Origin of the sequence: Flavobacterium panacis (assembly GCF_024649945.1) — a bacterium.
Taxonomy (GTDB): domain Bacteria; phylum Bacteroidota; class Bacteroidia; order Flavobacteriales; family Flavobacteriaceae; genus Flavobacterium; species Flavobacterium panacis.
In genome coordinates this window covers 22,591-37,340 of record NZ_JANKMS010000018.1, presented here as the reverse complement: position 1 = coordinate 37,340, position 14,750 = coordinate 22,591, and the positions used below count along the sequence as shown (strand labels likewise).

Sequence of the window (14,750 nt, the reverse complement as noted above, 5' to 3'; positions counted from 1 at the left end):
TAAAATTAATTAATATTGTATTTATAACCAATTAATTAAAAACCATGGGATTATCTTCATTTTTTAAGAATTTATTTGGCTCGACCAAAGAACCTGCAAATAATACTGAAACTACTCTTGAACACTCAAAAGAAATCGCTGAAACTTACATTGAAAAAGCAGAAACTTTTGCCGAAGAAGCTGTTGACAAAGTAAAAGAAGTTTCGGAACCAATTATTGAAAAAGCAGTAGATTATGCTGAAAAAGTAAAAGAAACAGCAAGCGAATATGTAGAAAAAGCTTCTGACGCAATAAGTGACGTTATTGAAAGTATAAAAGAAGCTACTGCTGAAACTACAGACGAAACGAAAAAACTAGCTTATGAAACCGTTGTGGACGCAAGTGAGCCAGCAATTGAAGAAGCGGACAAGGAATAAACAGCTTTCTTTCTTATAAAAACAAATATTATTTATATTTGCAAAATTAATACGCCTTCTCGCTTTGAGAAGGTTTTTTTTATTCTTAAAATACAAACATGAGCCCAGAACAAATAGCAAGTTATACTTCTACATTTATTACAATATTAGCTGATTATTCGCTAACATTAATCTCAGCACTTATAATCCTTTTCGTTGGTTTATATGCCATTCGACTAATAAACAGACTGATTAGAAAAATAATGGTGAAACGAAATTTAGATCCTACTTTGACTAAGTTTCTTGCCGATATTTTACTTTGGGCACTGCGCATTTTATTGTTTATAACTGTCATTTCAAAATTAGGAATTCCAACTACTTCATTTGTTGCCATTTTAGGAGCTATGGGACTTGCAGTTGGTTTGTCACTTCAAGGTTCGCTTTCTAATTTTGCTGGTGGAATGTTGATTATTGTTTTCAAACCTTTCAAAGTAGGTGATACAATTGAAGCCCAAGGAATTATTGCAACCGTAGAAGAGATTCAGATTTTTGTTACCAAAATGGTAACTGGGAACAATCAGACCGTTTTTGTTCCAAATGGTACTTTATCAAACGGAACAATCATCAATTATTCGATGTTGGGAGAAAGAAGAGCCGATTTGACTTTTTCAATTTCTTATGATTCTGATATTAAAAAAGCAAAAGATATTCTTTTGGATGTTTTAAATAAAAATCCAAAAGTATTAGAACAACCTGCTCCAGAAGTTTTCGTAAAAAATCTATCAGCGAGTTCTGTAGATTTTGCTGTTCGACCTTGGGCAAAAAATGCCAATTACGGAGCTGTTTTTACTGAAACTTTAGAAGATTGTAAAGCTGCACTTGATCAAGCAGGAATTGCCGTGCAGCCGTATACTATACAAAAATAATTTACTCTTTTTTAGAAGGAGCAGTAATCATAAAATCTTTTAAATAATAAGGTTCAAAATAAGCGACATCTACAGTGTCGCTTTTTTGATACTTATCAAAACTGATTTTACTCATAGCTTGCGCTGAAGGATATTTTATATCTTCTAAAAATATAAAATTGTCTTTAGTCAAAACAGCTTTACATTTATCAGCGCAATCACCTACAAAATAAAGCTTGTCTGTATATTCTTGAAATGAATTCTCATCAATTATTTCCGCTTTTATTCCTCTTTCTATTGTCAGGTCAGCATTAAAAATTTCGCTGTACACTTCCATACGACGAGCATCCAGCATCGGAATAATTTTTCCGTCTGTAACTCCTGCCTGAGAAGCTAATGATTGAAGTGTATCAACCGCTATTAACGGAATATTTAAAGCATAACACAACCCTTTTGCTGCCGATACACCAATTCTTAAACCCGTATAAGATCCTGGGCCCTGACTTACTGCAATTGCCTTTAAATCTTGAACAGAAATATCTGCCTTAGCAATTACTTCTTCAATAAAAACATGAAGTTTTTCGGCATGTGAATATCCTTCATCTGCAAGTTCACTGCAAAAAATGGTTTTTCCTTCTTTTGCGACAGATACTGAACAATTTTTAGTAGCCGTTTCGATATTGAGAATAAGAGACAATGTTGTTTAATTTTAATTATTAAATATTTTACTTAAGAATTTCTTTGTAAAGAAAAATCGCTATTAAAAGCAATAAAGGCAACACACATAAATTTATAGCTAAAAACAATAAATAAAGTAAAGCCTTCTTACCAGCAGAAAAATAGACATATTCTTCATTATAATAGTCCGTTTTGTAAACCTTATAATGGGTAAAACTAAGAAATCCTACTGTTAGAATTAAGCTTACCCCTATAAATTGAAAAAATCCTTCTGGCGGGCTTCCACATAATGAAATCATAATTATAATGATTAAATTATTTCTTAGGAGCTTCTGCTTTTTTAAGCTTTACTTTATCCCCAGAATTAAGTTCTTTAGAAACTGTTGTGTAAGGCCCTGTAATAACAACATCACCAGGCTTTAGACCGTCCATTACTTCAATATTGGTATCGTCCTGAATTCCTGTTTTTATGATTCTAATTTTAGCCTTATCTCCTACTTTTACAAAAACACATTCGAATTTTTTATCACTTTTCGGAGCTGCTTTTTTATCTTCATTAGGATCTTCCACTTTAAAATCTTTTACAGCCGTAGTATCTGATTTTACAACAACAGAGCTAATTGGCACTGCCAAAACATTTGTTTTAGTCGTTGTGATAATATCAACAGTAGCCGTCATTCCAGGTCTAAAAGGAGAATATGTACTTGGTTTTCCTTCCAATAAATCTTGATAAGAATCTTTTAGAATTCGAACTTTAACTTTAAAATTTGTAACCTGATCTGATGTTAGCGTTGTACTAGCAGAGTTTGAAATACTGGTTACAATTCCCTTGAATTTCTTTTTCAAATAAGCATCAACTTCAACGTTTGCTTCGTCACCAATTTTAATTTTAACAATATCATTTTCATTGACATCAACTTCAACTTCCATATTGTTCAAATTGGCCACACGCAAAAGTTCAGTCCCTGCCATTTGCTGTGTTCCTAGAACTCTTTCTCCTAATTCGACATTCAGAACAGAAATGGTCCCGTCTGCAGGAGAATAAATCGTCGTACGTCCTAAATTATCTCTTGCTTCCGTAACGGATGCAGAAGCACTTTGAACATTGTAATAAGCGCTTTGTTTTGTCGCTTTTGCAACCTCATATGTCGAAATAGCTTTATCCCAATCCGATTTTGAAATAACTCCTTTATCGTATAGCGTTTTATTACGTTCATAATTTGCTTTTGCTTCTTTAAAGCTAGCATCAGATTGTGTTAGACTTGCTTTTGTTCCTGCCAGATTCGCAACAGATCTTTCCAAACCAGAAGTATATAAATCTGGATTTATTTTTACTAATAAATCTCCTTTTTTAACAACCTGACCTTCTTTTACATTCAATGAAATAATCTCACCAGAAACCATTGAAGCAATTTTAACTTCGATTTCCGGTTGAATTTTACCTGTTGCCGAAACTGTTTCTACAATTGTTGAAGCCGTAACTTTTGCGATTTCTACTTCTTTTCCTTCATCCTTATTCCCTATCACTCCGGCCTTTGAAAGACCAATCAAAGCTGCAATAAGAACTATTGCGCCTCCTACTAAGAAATAAATTGTTTTTTTTGACATAATAAATTATTTTGTAATAACTGGAACGATTGGAATTCCGAAATAAAATTCAAGTATTTTAATTTTAAACATGTAATCATACTTTGTTCTGATAACATCAGACTGTGCATTGGTCAATAAGGTTTGAGCTTGTGTAAAATCAAATGAATTCATTAAACCCACATCATATTTTTCTTTTGCATAGTTGTAAGCCTGTTGTCTTGCTTCTAAAGTTACTGTAGATGCCTCGTATGTATTTAAAGCTGCTTTAGCATCAGTAAAAGCGGTATAAACGTTACGTTGCAAATCTAAACTTTTTTGCTCTAAATCTATTTTAGATTTTTCTAAACTTACCTTACTTCTTTCAACATTGTTTCTAGTAGCAAAACCATTAAAAATTGGTACATTTAATGATAATCCAAACGATTGTCCTTTATTATCATTAAACTGATCAAAAATAGGCTGCGCATTTCCTAAAACCGACATGGAATTATCACGCAAAACAGCCTGATTTGTTCCTTGAACATAACCAATTTGAGATGTTGGATTTAATGTGTTTGGAACTGATCCCACGATAATATCAGAATAACTTGCTCTAGTATTAAAATTATAAAAAGCACTCAAGGTTGGCTGATAAGCTCCTTTTGCAATTGCAACATTTTTCTCTGCAATTTCAAGATTAGTCTGTGCTAATTTTAAGTCAGTTCTTATATCCTTTGCTTTGTTATAAATTTCAACTGGTGTCTGCGCAAGAATATTATTTGTATCTTCAAGATTATTGTTATCTACAACATCAAAATCTGCGAATTCTTTTAATTGTAAAAGTTGTGCTAAACTCAATTTTGAGATCAATAAATTATTTTCAGAAACTGCAATGTTTTGTTTATCTGTTGCAACAGTTGCTTTTAAATCGTACAAATCTCCACGAGGAATTGTTCCCGCATTGACCATTTCCTGAGAACGTGCAAAACGTTTTTCATCAATTGTCAATTGTTCTTTTTTAACTTTTAAATCTTCTTTATTAGATAAAATTTGTAAAAATGCGCTCGCAACATTTAAAGAAATATCTTCCTGCATTTTAAGCAATTGATATTTTGATGCCACAATAGAAAGATTGGCTTTTCTTAAATTATGCTGATTTTGAAGTCCTTTGTAAATATCAACTCCAACAGAAGCTCCAACAGAAGAATATTGTGTAGTTTGGTTTTCAAGTAAACCTGTTGTAATATTTTGGTTCAAACCAATGTTCCAAGAGTGTGATGCATTTGCATTTACAGTTGGCAGGTAATTACCTATAGCACCTTTTTTATCAATTGCAGCAGATTTTAAATCTAATTCTGTCAATTTTATAGTGATATTGTTTTCTAATGCGTATCTCACACATTCTTCCAGCGTCCATTGTTTTGATTGTGCTTGTCCAGTTATTCCAAAACCGAATAACATTGCAAAAACCAGACTATTATATTTATTTATTTTCATATACTTTTAATGAAAGCGCAGTAAACCGAACTACGCAAATTTAACATTTTTTAAACCCAAAAAAAATCCCTTAAACCTTCAAATTAAATTATTTCTTTTCACCTTCATTAATCAAGCCCTGATTCCAGATTTTAATCTTATCTGTAGCCGTTATTCCACTTTTAATCTGAACGTAGATTCCGTCACTCACTCCAAGGACTAAATCTCTTCTTTGGAATTTCTGTGGAGCCGTTTCTATCTCAACATAAGGTTTCTGTGTTTTTTTGTCAAATTGTACCAATGACTCTTTTATAGCCAAAACTTTTTCAGCTTTCTCCAAAATAATCGAAGCATTTGCACTTAATCCAGCTCTAATAAAAGTATCATCCCTGTTTATCATTTGAGCCTTAATTTGAAACTGAATTGCTCCATTTTCTGTAACTCCTTTTGGTGCAATATAATTTAAAACAGCATCAAATTTCTTATTTTCAATTGCTCCAATTGTAATCTCGATAGGCATTTTTTCTTTGATTTTACCTACTTCAGATTCATCAATTTTCCCAATAAAAATCATTCTTCCAACATCGGCAACGCTTGCAATTGTAGTTCCTTCATTAAAATTATTACTTTCAATAACCTGGTTTCCAACTTTAACAGGAACGTCTAAAACCATTCCGTTAACTGTAGAACGAATTAAAGTATTGGCATAACTTCCAAAAGAAGATGTTGTTCCAGTTTTAACAATGTCTAAACTTTGTTTCGCAGCCAAGTAAGTTTGTTTTGCCTGATTATATGCCACCTGGGCCGCATCAAAATCATTTGCAGAAATAACCTCTTTTTCAAATAATGTTTTTTGTCTTTTATAAAGTCTCTCCTGATTGTCTAAAGCAATCTTAGCTGACTGAACCTGATTCTGTGTACTACTTACGTTTGAAACGTTTGCTACCACACGAATCTTTGCAATCATATCGCCTGCTTTTATTGTTTCACCCGCTTTGATATACACTTCTTCAATAATACCTGAAATATTTGGTTTGATTAATACCTCTTCATCAGGCTGAATATTACCTGTCGCAATCGTATTTTTTACAATTGTTTTCGTTTCTGCTTTATCCGTTTTAAATACAATTGGCGATTCCTGATTCTTAGCATACAAATAATATAGTGCGCCAAAAAAAACGATCGCAATAAATATTAAAATGGTAACGGTTACTCCTTTTTTCATTTGTTTTTGGTTTATTCGATTTATTTTGATTGATAATTTATTCTGTTCTTAAAGCATCTACTGGCTTAACACTAATAGCTATCTGTGCAGGAATAAAACCTGCAAGTAATCCAGATCCTACTAAGATCAATAGTGCCACAAACACCACCCCTAGATCTACAGTAGGATTAGCAAACATGGTATCGCTTCCTGGTGGCATTGAATCTAGCACCATGTTCAAAATTGCTATAATTCCTGTTGCAACAGCGATTCCGAACATTCCAGAAATAATAGTTAAAAATATAGATTCTGATAATATTTGACTTCTAATTTCGCCAGGAGTCGCACCTAAAGCTCTTCTAATTCCAATTTCTTTGGTCCGTTCTTTTACTACGATCAGCATGATATTAGAAATTCCAATGACTCCCGAAATCAAAACTAGTGTTCCTACAAAATAGGCAATCACTTGCAAAATATTAAATAGACTTTGCACTTTATTAAATTGTTCATACAAATCAAAATTCCCGACAGCGCGTTCGTCTGTTGGATTCACAGAATGCAATGATTTTATTAACTCTAATATTTTAGGTTTCAAATCGGTTATAGAAGCTCCATCTTTTGCTGTGAGAGCCATCCATCCTACTTTATCTCCATAATTAAAAGCCTGCTGAAAGGTAGTAAATGGAATAAAGATATTTTTTTGCTGTTGCTCGGCATTTCCTCCCTGTTGCTTAGATGCATAAACCCCAACAACCATAAAGTTGATGCCATTAATTTTTATATAAGTCCCTATATATTCTTCTTCTTTGCCATAAAGCTCACTGATAACACCTTTACCAATTACTGCGACTTTTCTTCTCTCTTCAATATCTTGCTGATTTAGAAAACGCCCCTTAGTAATATTCATCGGCTCCTGTTTAATCAGTTCTGGATAATCTCCAAAAATTGTAAAGGCTGAAGTTTTAGTTCCTCTCACCACATTATTTGTTCCGTTAAAATCTCCAAGTTGATTTCTAGGAGAAATGTACAGTAAATCTGGAATAGCTTGTCGTAATGCGGCAACATCACTGTTTCTAAAATCGTATCTACGTGTTTTGGGCAGACCTTTATATGCTTTTGATGTAGTTTGACTCCACATAAACATGGTGTTTGTGGCTATTCCATCAAAACCTTTTTTTACACCATTTTCCAGTCCTTTACCAGCAGCAAGTAATATTACTAAAATAAATATACCCCAAAATACCCCAAAAGCAGTCAGAACTGTTCTAAAGACATTTGCAGTTAAAGCCTGTAATATTTCGTCCCAATTATCTTTACTAAACATAATTATTCATCTCTAAGTGCTACAATAGGTTTAATTTTGGCTGCTCTATATGCTGGAAAAAAGCCTGCCATTGCACCTGCAAAAACAAGCAATATCAAAGTGGTTAAAGCTACATTAAAATCAACCTCAGGGTTTCTAAAATACTCACTCTGAACCATTGGTCCAACAAACTCTAGTAGTAAAAGACTAGCCAACAACCCAACAAAACCAGCTATAGTAGTTATAAAAATAGACTCATGAAGAATCATCGAAATAATTGAAAAAGGAGAAGCTCCCAAAGCTTTTCTAATTCCGATTTCTTTAGTTCTTTCTTTTACAATAATAAGCATGATATTACTTACCCCAACTACTCCCGCAATAATGGTACATATACCTACCCACCAGAAAAAAAGCCTAATATATAAGTTTAAATCATAAACTTGTTTGGCATCTTTAACCGAATTATAAACTCCTACTCCACCGTCATCATCAGGAGCCACCACATTTTTACTTTTTAATAAGTTTTTTAAATCTTGTGTGAATTTTTCTGATTGAGCCAGTGCTTCGTCGTAATTGTCTGTCTTTTTTAATGTAAAGAACAAATTACTGATTTTATCGCCTCCGCCAAATGTTTTCTGAACAGTCGACAATGGAAGGTAAGCACGTGTTTCTTCTCTTTCTCCCCCTGGATCGGTAAAGACACCCACTACTTTAAAACTAATATTGTTAATTAAAATTTCCTCTCCTATGGCTTTTTTATCCTTAAGTAAGTCTTGTTTTAATTTCATTCCAATAACAGCCACTTTGGAGTTGTTTTCCATATCTCGGGCATTTATATAACGCCCCTGAACTATGGTTAAATTCTCTATTCCGCCATAATCCGGATCCACACCTCTAAATTGATAACTTCCAGATTCTTTTCCATACGCAAAAGGTTGTCCCCAATAATTATTTGTTGAAGCACGTAGATCTAATTTATCTTCAAATTTTTGTACTGATTGATTGTAATCACTATTACGAAATTGAATCTGTCTTCCTGGATTTAAGCCTTTGTATTCTTTAGTTGTAGTTCCTGACCATACTTCTATAATTCCTGCGGCATCACGTTCAAACTGTTTCTCGATTCCATTTTGAAGACCTTTACCCGCACCAAGCAGAATCACCAAAATGAAAATCCCCGAAGCCACCGAAATCCCTGTTAGAAATGTTCTCAAACGGTTTTTGGATATAGCTTCAAATATTTCCTGCCAACGTTCAATATTAAACATAAGACGAAGCTCTAACTTGTTCTACTTTTTTATCATCGATAATTAATCCATCTTTTAGGACTACGTTTCTTTTGCACATAGCGGCAATATCCGGTTCGTGTGTAACAATTAAGATTGTTTTTCCCTCATCATTAATTCCTTGAATAAGTTCCATCACTTCATAAGACGTTTTGGTATCAAGCGCTCCCGTAGGCTCATCTGCCAATAAAACTTTCGGATTTGAAGCTAATGCTCTTGCAATGGCCACACGCTGTTTCTGACCTCCTGACAGTTCATTTGGCAAGTGATGCGAATGAGATCCGAGACCTACTTTCTCTAGATATCTCATCGCAATTTCATAACGTTCTTTTCTTTTAACCCCTTGATAATACAATGGCATTGCCACATTATCAAGAGCCGATTTGTAGTTGATTAAATTGAAAGACTGAAAAACAAATCCCAAGAATTTATTTCGGTATTTAGAAGCAATCGTTTCGTTTAATTTCTTTATTGGAGTTTTATCTAAAATATAGCTTCCTGAATCAGCTTCATCCAAAATTCCTAAAATATTAAGAAGTGTCGATTTACCTGAACCTGATGATCCCATGATCGCAACTAGTTCACCTTCTTCAATATTAAAATTAATACCTTTTAGTACGTGTAATTCTGAACTTCCCATCTTATAGGATTTGTGCAAATCTTTGATTTCGATCATGGTATTGTTAAATTTTTAGACAATGATAACATTTTTATTAAGTAAATTATGATAATAAAAAGTTAATAATTTTGTTACCTATTTCTTATAAGACTTCGTTCTTTATGAATTGTTACACTTTTTTAATAAAATATGATTGTTTTCGTAATTTTACCTCGTTTTTAAAACTTACTTTAATGAAGCTTACTTCCATTATTTCAATGTTTGCGGTACTTGCCATACTAACTGGCTGTTCTTCTGCTCAAAAATTAGACACTTTAAAACCCGAACCAGACGATGCCAGTCCGTTAGTTTATGACAGCAGTCCGTCATTTATCAACTTACCTATCACCGTAAAATTATCCGATATTGAAAGCCAGACCAACGCTTTATTAAATGGCTTAATTTACGAAGACAACACGATTGAAGATGACGATATAGAAATGAAAATCTGGAAGCAAGGTCCGATTAAAATTCAAAATGATCCAGCAAATCCTGATAAGAAAATAAAAACTATTTTGCCACTAAAAGCCAATATCAAATATCGTATCGGAACTAAAAAACTGGGAGTAGAATTATATGATGTTAGAGAATTTAATTTAAATGGCGTAATTACATTATCCAGCGAAACAGCGCTGACAAACTGGAAGCTTTCTACAAAAACCGAATTTAAATCTCTTGATTGGAATGAAACTCCAACAATGACGATTTTTGGTAAAAACATGCCGATTACCTATTTAATAAATCCTGCTATTTCTATTTTTAAAGGAAAACTAGAAAAAACTACAGATGAAGCCATCGAGAAATCAATGGATTTTAAGCCTAATGTGCTTCAGGCGGTTGAAAAAATATGCACGCCTTTTCAAATGAGTGACACTTATGAAAGCTGGCTTCGAATTGTTCCGATTGAAATTTACTCTACAAATGCGAAGTTAAAAAATGATTCGTTCTTACTTGATATGGGAATGAAATGTAACATGGAAACGATTGTAGGCAAACAGCCTGAATCAAAATTTAGTGCCAGTAAAATTGCATTGAAACCTGTTGCTAAAATTCCAAATCAGATTTCGGCTAATATTGCAGCAATTTCAAGTTATGTTGATGCTTCAAAAATTATGACCAAGAATTTTGCCGGACAGGAATTTGGATCAGGAAGCAAAAAAGTAACCGTAAAAAACGTTACAATCTGGCATAAAAACGGAAAAATGATTATTGCTCTGGATGTTTTAGGATCGATAAACGGAACATTGTATCTAAATGGAATTCCGCAATACAACTCACAGACCAAAGAAATTTATTTTGACAAACTCGATTATGTTCTGGATACCAAAAGCAAATTAATGCGAACTGCCAACTGGCTTGCTCAAAGCTACGTTTTAAGAAAGATGGAAGAAAGCTGCCGCTATTCTATACAACCAAATTTAGACGAAGGCAAAAAAAGCATGGCAGGTTATTTGAAAAACTATTCACCAATGCCTGGCGTATTTGTAAATGGAAAAATGGAAGACATTGTATTTGATAAAATCCAACTCACCAATCAGGCTATTATCGCCTTTATCAAAATAAACGGAACGGTTAATGTTTCGGTTAATGGACTTAAATAAGAAAAAAAAAGCAGTGTATAATTACACTGCTTTTTTCTTTTTAGAATACATTCGGTAAATTAAATAACCGATTATTATTACTAACAAATACGGAATCACCATTAAATAAACAATTCCGTCATTTACTGCTTCAGCTTTTTTAGTATTAGAATCTCCTCCCAAAGCCGCACGACACATGGCGCATTGTGCATTGGTTGAAATTCCAATAAGGAAAAAGCAAATTCCAAAAACTAAAGTTTGAATTTTGGATTTTATAATTTGACTATTTTTATTAGTGTGCATAATATGGAGAAATCATTAAAAACACTACAACACCTGTTACCGCAACATACAACCAAATTGGAAAAGTAATTTTTGCAATTTTTCTATGTCTGTCAAATCGTTTTGCAAGTGCTCTAACATAAGTTATTAAAACAAGCGGAATAATCGCTATAGAAAGCAAAATATGCGTAATTAGGATAATAAAATAAACCAATCGTAATGAGCCAACTTTAGCACTTTCTATCGCATCCAAAACACCATCGTGGTTAGAATCTCCAAATTTCGTAGAATCTGAAGTCATGTGATAAGCAACATACATCACTAAAAACGCAACTGATAACGCAATTGCGAAAGTCATTAATCGCTCATGCAATTTCTGATTTCCTTTTTTTATAGCTAAAACCGCCCAAACCAATACTATTGCAGTAATACCATTTGTAGTTGCATAAATTGGAGGTAAGAAAGATAAAGGCTCTACATCAAAACCAAAATCTTTAAGTTTAACACCAAACAAAATTGCCACAACAACCGGAATTATAATTGAAACCGCGATAATAAGTTTGTTATATTTTTTTTCTAATGAATGATCTTCCATTTTTATTCTTCTAATAAAATTTTAATGTCTTGTTGAATATCACGAACTCCTTTTTTATCTAAACCGTCATAGTAAATACTAGGATTTCCGAATTCATCTTTTCTACAACGAATATTCCCTTCTTTATCGATTAAAGCAAACAATCCTGAATGCTCAAATCCGCCGCTTACTTTATCATTCGCCCCAGCATAAAGATTAAAACCTTTGTTTGACAAATCCATTATTACATCTCTGTCGCCTGTTAAGAAGTTCCAGTTTGAAGATTTTACCCCAAGTAATTTGGCATGATCTTTTAAAACCTCAGGTGTATCATGTTTTGGATCAATTGTTATAGAAACAATTCCGAAGTTAGGATTTCCAAAAAAAGTCTTTTCAATCTCCAGCATACTCATATTCATTTTTGGACAAATAGAAGGACAAGTTGTAAAAAAGAATTCTAAAACATAAACCTTTCCTTTATACGTTTCATTAGAAATTTTCACATTATCCTGATTAGTCAATTCGAATTTTGGAGCTGGTCCTATTGTTAAAAGTTTAGCATCTTTTGAAGATTTTTCTCCAACATTATCCAAACGATTTCCTTTTACCACATCTCCATTTTTAACCCGATCAACAATTTTTGGAATAGCATAAATCCCAAAAATCAAAATGATAAAGGAGATTCCTATATATGATTTGTTTTTGAACATTATAAATGATTATTAAAGTTGCTTAGTAGCGTTATGATTTTTCTTTAAAGCGGCGCGGTATTCATACAAAATGATTTTAAAATCATCCAGCATTTCATTACTCAATTCAGATGGATGAAAAGTATCATATCCTTCTTTATATTCTTTTGGATCTTTTCTCCCTCTTAGGTTACGTTCTTTATCAATGATATAAACATTAGAAGTACCCAAATTTTGATCTAATTTTTCTTTTAAATGCAATCCGTCATAAAATTTCTGAATATCTTCTTTTGGCGCAAAAACAAAATTCCAGTTTTTAACATCTGTAAAAGGAGATAAAGCATCCTCAATTTTTTGAGCTTCTTTTTCTGTTCCTTCTGGACAAAGAACTACAAACTGAAGATCTTCAAAACCATTATAACGTTTGTAGATCTTTTCATTTAAATTAAAATAATTACCTCTGTTATCCAAAATATTTGTACCAGCAAAACCTAGCACTGTAATCTTTTTATTGAGAGAGATTTTTTTTCCGTTTAATGAATTCCAATTTCCAAAATCGGCAACTTTTGGTGTTATTACAGGAAGTGTTGTAAAACTATTTACACCAGAAGCAAAAAACAAATAAGCTACAATTGGCAAAACAAAAAGTACAAAGAGAACTATATTTTTTTTCATTGTATTAACGGAAATTATTGAGGTACAAAAATAAAAAAAGCTCCGTAAATCGGAGCTTCTTTTCGAATTAATATCATGTTAAAAATTCCATTTAATAGTAGAATCTTTAAAAACCCCATAAATATAATGTCCTTCTGTTAACAGAATAAACAATAAATATAAAACAAGGAAGACAACTGATGATACAACAGACCATCTAAGACTGCTTTTTTCACCTTCCATGTGCATAAATGCCCATACAATATAGTATGCTTTGAAAATTGTAAGGATATAGAAAATCCAGTTCAACAAATTCAAACCGATAAAATGCGTAAATTCTAATGATGCTGGTTTATAGATACCTAAAATAACTTCTACTGTAGTTACTACTGAAAGTAATCCGAAAACAAACCAGATTCTTTTTGTATTTGATACGTGCTCGTGTGACATAATAATTAAATTCTAAAAATTAAACTAGGTAGAAAACTGTAAATACAAATACCCAAACTAAATCTACGAAGTGCCAGTATAAACCAACTTTCTCTACCATTTCGTAGCTTCTTCTTTTCTCATAAGTACCTAATAATACATTGAAGAAAATAATGATATTGATAATAACCCCAGACAATACGTGGAATCCGTGGAAACCAGTGATGAAGAAGAAGAAATCAGCAAATAATTTATTACCGTACTCGTTTCTGATCAAGCTAGCACCTTCTACCACATATTTAGCAGTCGCTAAATGAGCTTCAGATTCTTCTCTTGATAAAACAGTTTTTTTCTTTTTATCTGTAAGTTTTTCAGTTCTAATTAAAATTTCAGGATGTGCTTTAAATCCAGCTTGAACTTCAGCAACTGTGTAAGTTGGTAAAGATTGAGCATCTTCCATAAACCAAGTTGAATGGCTTCTTGTTAAAGCTTCTCTTTGTTCTGGCAATTTAACAGCAAAATCAGCTAAAGCTACTCTTTTTCCGTCTTTATCTACGAATTGCAATAAGCTTCCGCCAACAGTTTCAACTGCACCGTATTCTCCTTTAATGAAGTTTTTCCATTCCCAAGCTTGAGAACCAACGAAGATAATACCTCCAATAATTGTTAAAAACATGTAGATTGCAACTTTTGTCTTTTTCAATTGGTGTCCTGCATCAACAGCTAATACCATTGTTACAGAAGAAAAGATCAAAATAAAAGTCATTAATGCTACATAATACATTGGAGCCGCAACACCATGCATAAATGGAAAGTGAGTAAACACTTCATCAGCCAAAGGCCAAGTTTCAATAAATTTAAATCTAGAAAAACCGTAAGCTCCTAGAAATCCAGAGAATGTTAAGGCATCTGATACGATAAAAAACCACATCATCATTTTACCATAACTTGATCCTAGTGGCTGGATCTCATGACCGCCTCCCCAAGTTTTTTCGTCGTTGTTTGCAGTAGTAACTGTCGCTCCCATAAAAGATATTCGTTAAAAAGTTCCCAAATTTACGTTTTTTT

17 protein-coding genes are annotated in these 14,750 nt (G+C 32.8%); 3 read left to right on the top strand and 14 right to left on the bottom strand.

Annotation, left to right across the window (positions count from 1 at the left end):
* Positions 1-44 precede the first annotated feature (44 nt).
* Both NQQ59_RS24240 and NQQ59_RS24235 read left to right on the top strand, forming a co-directional pair.
* Positions 45-416, top strand: a complete 372-nt coding sequence (locus NQQ59_RS24240; RefSeq protein ID WP_144215440.1) for a YtxH domain-containing protein — start codon at positions 45-47, stop codon at positions 414-416.
* Positions 417-514: 98 nt separating this feature from the next.
* Positions 515-1,321, top strand: a complete 807-nt coding sequence (locus NQQ59_RS24235; RefSeq protein ID WP_144215441.1) for a mechanosensitive ion channel family protein — start codon at positions 515-517, stop codon at positions 1,319-1,321.
* Between the two features lies 1 nt (position 1,322).
* On the opposite strand, the gene tsaB is transcribed toward NQQ59_RS24235, so the two are convergent.
* The 8 genes from tsaB to NQQ59_RS24195 form a co-directional block, all read right to left on the bottom strand.
* Positions 1,323-1,997: a tRNA (adenosine(37)-N6)-threonylcarbamoyltransferase complex dimerization subunit type 1 TsaB gene (gene tsaB, locus NQQ59_RS24230; RefSeq protein ID WP_144215442.1), complete on the bottom strand. Its 675-nt coding sequence runs from the start codon at positions 1,995-1,997 to the stop codon at positions 1,323-1,325.
* A gap of 28 nt (positions 1,998-2,025) precedes the next feature.
* Positions 2,026-2,277 (bottom strand): hypothetical protein, encoded by a 252-nt coding sequence (locus NQQ59_RS24225; protein WP_144215443.1) that lies wholly within the window; start codon positions 2,275-2,277, stop codon positions 2,026-2,028.
* A 16-nt stretch (positions 2,278-2,293) separates the two neighbouring features.
* Positions 2,294-3,586 (bottom strand): efflux RND transporter periplasmic adaptor subunit, encoded by a 1,293-nt coding sequence (locus NQQ59_RS24220; protein WP_144215444.1) that lies wholly within the window; start codon positions 3,584-3,586, stop codon positions 2,294-2,296.
* A 6-nt stretch (positions 3,587-3,592) separates the two neighbouring features.
* Complete coding sequence (locus NQQ59_RS24215; RefSeq protein ID WP_144215445.1) at positions 3,593-5,044, bottom strand: TolC family protein; 1,452 nt, start codon at positions 5,042-5,044, stop codon at positions 3,593-3,595.
* An 88-nt stretch (positions 5,045-5,132) separates the two neighbouring features.
* Positions 5,133-6,248 (bottom strand): efflux RND transporter periplasmic adaptor subunit, encoded by a 1,116-nt coding sequence (locus NQQ59_RS24210; protein ID WP_144215446.1) that lies wholly within the window; start codon positions 6,246-6,248, stop codon positions 5,133-5,135.
* Positions 6,249-6,285: 37 nt separating this feature from the next.
* Positions 6,286-7,551, bottom strand: a complete 1,266-nt coding sequence (locus tag NQQ59_RS24205; RefSeq protein WP_144215447.1) for an ABC transporter permease — start codon at positions 7,549-7,551, stop codon at positions 6,286-6,288.
* Positions 7,552-7,553: 2 nt separating this feature from the next.
* Positions 7,554-8,798 (bottom strand): ABC transporter permease, encoded by a 1,245-nt coding sequence (locus NQQ59_RS24200; RefSeq protein ID WP_144215448.1) that lies wholly within the window; start codon positions 8,796-8,798, stop codon positions 7,554-7,556.
* Positions 8,791-9,492: an ABC transporter ATP-binding protein gene (locus NQQ59_RS24195; RefSeq protein WP_144215449.1), complete on the bottom strand. Its 702-nt coding sequence runs from the start codon at positions 9,490-9,492 to the stop codon at positions 8,791-8,793. Before NQQ59_RS24195 ends, NQQ59_RS24200 begins: the two co-directional genes overlap by 8 nt.
* Before the next feature lie 176 nt (positions 9,493-9,668).
* Between NQQ59_RS24195 and NQQ59_RS24190 the strand changes: the two genes are divergently transcribed.
* Positions 9,669-11,075, top strand: a complete 1,407-nt coding sequence (locus NQQ59_RS24190; protein WP_144215450.1) for a DUF4403 family protein — start codon at positions 9,669-9,671, stop codon at positions 11,073-11,075.
* Positions 11,076-11,096: 21 nt separating this feature from the next.
* Here NQQ59_RS24190 and NQQ59_RS24185 read toward each other — a convergent pair whose 3' ends face one another.
* From NQQ59_RS24185 to NQQ59_RS24160, 6 genes are all read right to left on the bottom strand, one after another.
* Complete coding sequence (locus NQQ59_RS24185; protein WP_144215451.1) at positions 11,097-11,357, bottom strand: hypothetical protein; 261 nt, start codon at positions 11,355-11,357, stop codon at positions 11,097-11,099.
* Positions 11,347-11,931: a DUF420 domain-containing protein gene (locus tag NQQ59_RS24180; protein ID WP_144215452.1), complete on the bottom strand. Its 585-nt coding sequence runs from the start codon at positions 11,929-11,931 to the stop codon at positions 11,347-11,349. Before NQQ59_RS24180 ends, NQQ59_RS24185 begins: the two co-directional genes overlap by 11 nt.
* Before the next feature lie 2 nt (positions 11,932-11,933).
* Entirely contained in the window at positions 11,934-12,620 is a 687-nt protein-coding gene (locus NQQ59_RS24175; RefSeq protein WP_144215453.1) for an SCO family protein, read from the bottom strand.
* A 12-nt stretch (positions 12,621-12,632) separates the two neighbouring features.
* Positions 12,633-13,274 (bottom strand): hypothetical protein, encoded by a 642-nt coding sequence (locus tag NQQ59_RS24170; RefSeq protein ID WP_144215454.1) that lies wholly within the window; start codon positions 13,272-13,274, stop codon positions 12,633-12,635.
* Between the two features lie 78 nt (positions 13,275-13,352).
* Positions 13,353-13,703, bottom strand: a complete 351-nt coding sequence (locus NQQ59_RS24165) for a cytochrome C oxidase subunit IV family protein (RefSeq protein WP_144215455.1) — start codon at positions 13,701-13,703, stop codon at positions 13,353-13,355.
* Between the two features lie 19 nt (positions 13,704-13,722).
* A complete protein-coding gene (locus NQQ59_RS24160; RefSeq protein WP_144215456.1) occupies positions 13,723-14,709 on the bottom strand; it encodes a cytochrome c oxidase subunit 3 in 987 nt (328 codons plus the stop codon).
* Between the last annotated feature and the right edge of the window lie 41 nt (positions 14,710-14,750).